This is a genomic window from Intestinimonas timonensis (assembly GCF_900626145.1).
Lineage (GTDB): Bacteria > Bacillota > Clostridia > Oscillospirales > Oscillospiraceae > Intestinimonas > Intestinimonas aquisgranensis.
Genome location: NZ_LR130829.1, coordinates 1 through 2,124, shown reverse-complemented (window position 1 = coordinate 2,124; position 2,124 = coordinate 1). Strand labels below are relative to the sequence as shown.

General features: G+C 42.1%; 4 protein-coding genes and 1 pseudogene. 3 read left to right on the top strand and 2 right to left on the bottom strand.

Features of this window, described 5'->3' with window-relative positions; all coding sequences use genetic code 11:
• Window positions 1–240: 240 nt before the first annotated feature.
• Window positions 241–483 (bottom strand): helix-turn-helix transcriptional regulator, encoded by a 243-nt coding sequence (locus tag E0E29_RS17215; RefSeq protein WP_130850979.1) that lies wholly within the window; start codon window positions 481–483, stop codon window positions 241–243.
• A gap of 102 nt (window positions 484–585) precedes the next feature.
• Here E0E29_RS17215 and E0E29_RS17210 point away from each other — a divergent pair, with 102 nt between their 5' ends.
• From E0E29_RS17210 to E0E29_RS17200, 3 genes are all read left to right on the top strand, one after another.
• Window positions 586–1,044 carry a hypothetical protein gene (locus E0E29_RS17210; RefSeq protein WP_130850978.1) on the top strand — a complete coding sequence of 153 codons (459 nt, stop codon included), beginning with the start codon at window positions 586–588 and terminating at the stop codon, window positions 1,042–1,044.
• A gap of 62 nt (window positions 1,045–1,106) precedes the next feature.
• Entirely contained in the window at window positions 1,107–1,358 is a 252-nt protein-coding gene (locus tag E0E29_RS17205) for a helix-turn-helix domain-containing protein (RefSeq protein WP_479723858.1), read from the top strand.
• A 3-nt stretch (window positions 1,359–1,361) separates the two neighbouring features.
• Window positions 1,362–2,000 carry a hypothetical protein gene (locus E0E29_RS17200; protein ID WP_130850977.1) on the top strand — a complete coding sequence of 213 codons (639 nt, stop codon included), beginning with the start codon at window positions 1,362–1,364 and terminating at the stop codon, window positions 1,998–2,000.
• Here E0E29_RS17200 and E0E29_RS17195 read toward each other — a convergent pair.
• A pseudogene (locus tag E0E29_RS17195) lies at window positions 1,984–2,124 on the bottom strand (IS5 family transposase); the annotation flags it as partial. The gene E0E29_RS17200 and the pseudogene E0E29_RS17195 sit on opposite strands and share 17 nt — an antisense overlap.

Genomic DNA, 2,124 nt, shown 5'->3' with positions numbered 1-2,124 from the left:
GTTGAGCATGATCCCGTTATCCTTCCGGGGACGACCCCGCTTTCCCGTTTCTTCCGGTGGCAGCAGCGGCTTGATTCGTTCCCATTGTTCTTTTGTTAATTCATATCGTTTCATGCTCATAGCTTCGCATAACTTGGTTTCTTGTGCAACTTTTATTTTTCAAACAAGGCCTAAATCGCCAAATAAAAAAAGAAACCCGTCTGCATTCATAACAACTGTGTGGATGCGGACGGGTTATTTCTATTTAATTTCCTGTTCCAAATTCCGGAACAGTTCAGAATTGAAGAAGTCCTCAATCGTGATTCCCAGACCATCGCAGAGTTTCTTGATTGTAGAAACTGTTGCGCTGCGGTTCCGACCGCTGATGATGTTGTTGACGGTGGATTGGGTCACACCGCTCATGCTACAGAGCTTGTTGATGGAAATATCGTGCTCGCTGCACAGTTCCAAAATACGCTCCTTAACAGCTTCACCGATGTTCATGGGTGTCACCTCTCTTCACTGATGATGATACCCGGTTCCTCTTGAAAAGATTAACCCTTTTGAGTTAAAATAACTCAAAAGGGTTGGAGGTTGTAAGATGATATGAAAAGCTGTTTTTTCGTCGGACACAGAGAGGCATCGGAAGAGATTTACCCGTCATTGTATGCAGCTGTTGAGCAGCACATTTTGGAATATAGCGTCACAGAATTCATCGTCGGTTACTATGGTGGATTTGACCGCCTTGCAGCATCGGCAGTCAAAGAAGCAAAGCGTTTTTACCCGGAAGTGAAGCTCACTTTGCTGCTGCCATACCATCCGGAGGAGCGGCCCATCCCAACTCCAGATGGATTTGACAGCACCTTTTATCCACCAGGGATGGAAAGTGTTCCGCGCAAGGTTGCAATCGTGAGAGCAAACCGCTATGTTGTGGATCATGTAGACTACCTCATCTCCTATGCTTGGCACCCCGCCAGCAACGCGCGGGAGCTGGTGGAATATGCTCAGAAGAGACAACGGAAAAACGGAATCCAAATAACCGTATTGCCACAAGTTGCTATATAATTCAGTATGCCATTTGGCTTGAAGTAGCCTCATGATTTCGTGAGCCTATCTTGAGGTATCGTGTGTTTTATGATATAATTACTTATCCGCACATGAATGGAGAAGTTGCAATGCCGGTATCTTATGATAAACTTTGGAAAATTCTCATCGACAAAAAGATGAAACGCTCGGACTTAAAGGATGCCGCAGGCATTAGTTTTAATGTCTTAGCAAAGATGGGAAAAAATGAATTTGTATCGATGGAGAGCCTATATAAAATTTGTGTAGCTTTGGATTGCGGCATAGATGAAATTATGGAGTTTATCCAGGAATAACATATGGTGCAGAAAAGAGGCGTAATTTCGATAATGTATAATAAAATTTTGACAGAATTAGGCCAAGATTATTATAAAGAAAATTTTCCAAACGATGGTCAGCGCTTTGTAGCTTGGTACCTTCGCAACATCCATAATCTTGATACATTTGAAACAAAAGATTGCATTACGGATGGAGCTGGCGATAAACAAATCGATGCTGTTTATATCGATAACCAGTCATGTACAATTTATATTATCCAAGGTAAGTTTTACGGTGGAGATACTGTAGATGCGGAGCCTTTAAGGGAAGTTCTTTCTTCTTGGATTCAAATTCAAGATTTAGCACATCTCCAGGAAGGTGCAAACCATAATTTGCAAGTTAAAATTAGTGAAATGGCTACCGCGCTGGAAGATGATTATGAGGTTTGTTTTGAGTTAATTACGACATCTGCTCTGACGGATTCTGCCAAACGCGATCTTGAAGTTTTCCAGAAGAAACTGTCAGATAACGAAACTTTGTCCGCTAATCTTGTTGTTGTAGACAATGAAACATTGCGCTTCAAATACAATGAGGCTTTGAATAGAAATCGGCCATATATCAATCATGAGTTTAGGGCTTGTTTGAAAAAAGGCGGAGATTGTGCTAAAGCAACAAAATAGCGATGGAGGCAAGATACACAAAGGCTAGGAAGGAAGCATCCGACTTGTCATATCTGGTGGCGATTCTGCGAAACCACTTGATTTTCTGGAAAAAACACTCCACCAGATGGCGTTCTTTATACAG

Coding starts and splice junctions, on each gene's coding strand:
- E0E29_RS17215 (WP_130850979.1), bottom strand. CDS start 483: ATGAACATCGGTGAAGCTGTTAAGGAGCGTATTTTGGAACTGTGCAGC.
- E0E29_RS17210 (WP_130850978.1), top strand. CDS start 586: ATGAAAAGCTGTTTTTTCGTCGGACACAGAGAGGCATCGGAAGAGATT.
- E0E29_RS17200 (WP_130850977.1), top strand. CDS start 1,362: ATGGTGCAGAAAAGAGGCGTAATTTCGATAATGTATAATAAAATTTTG.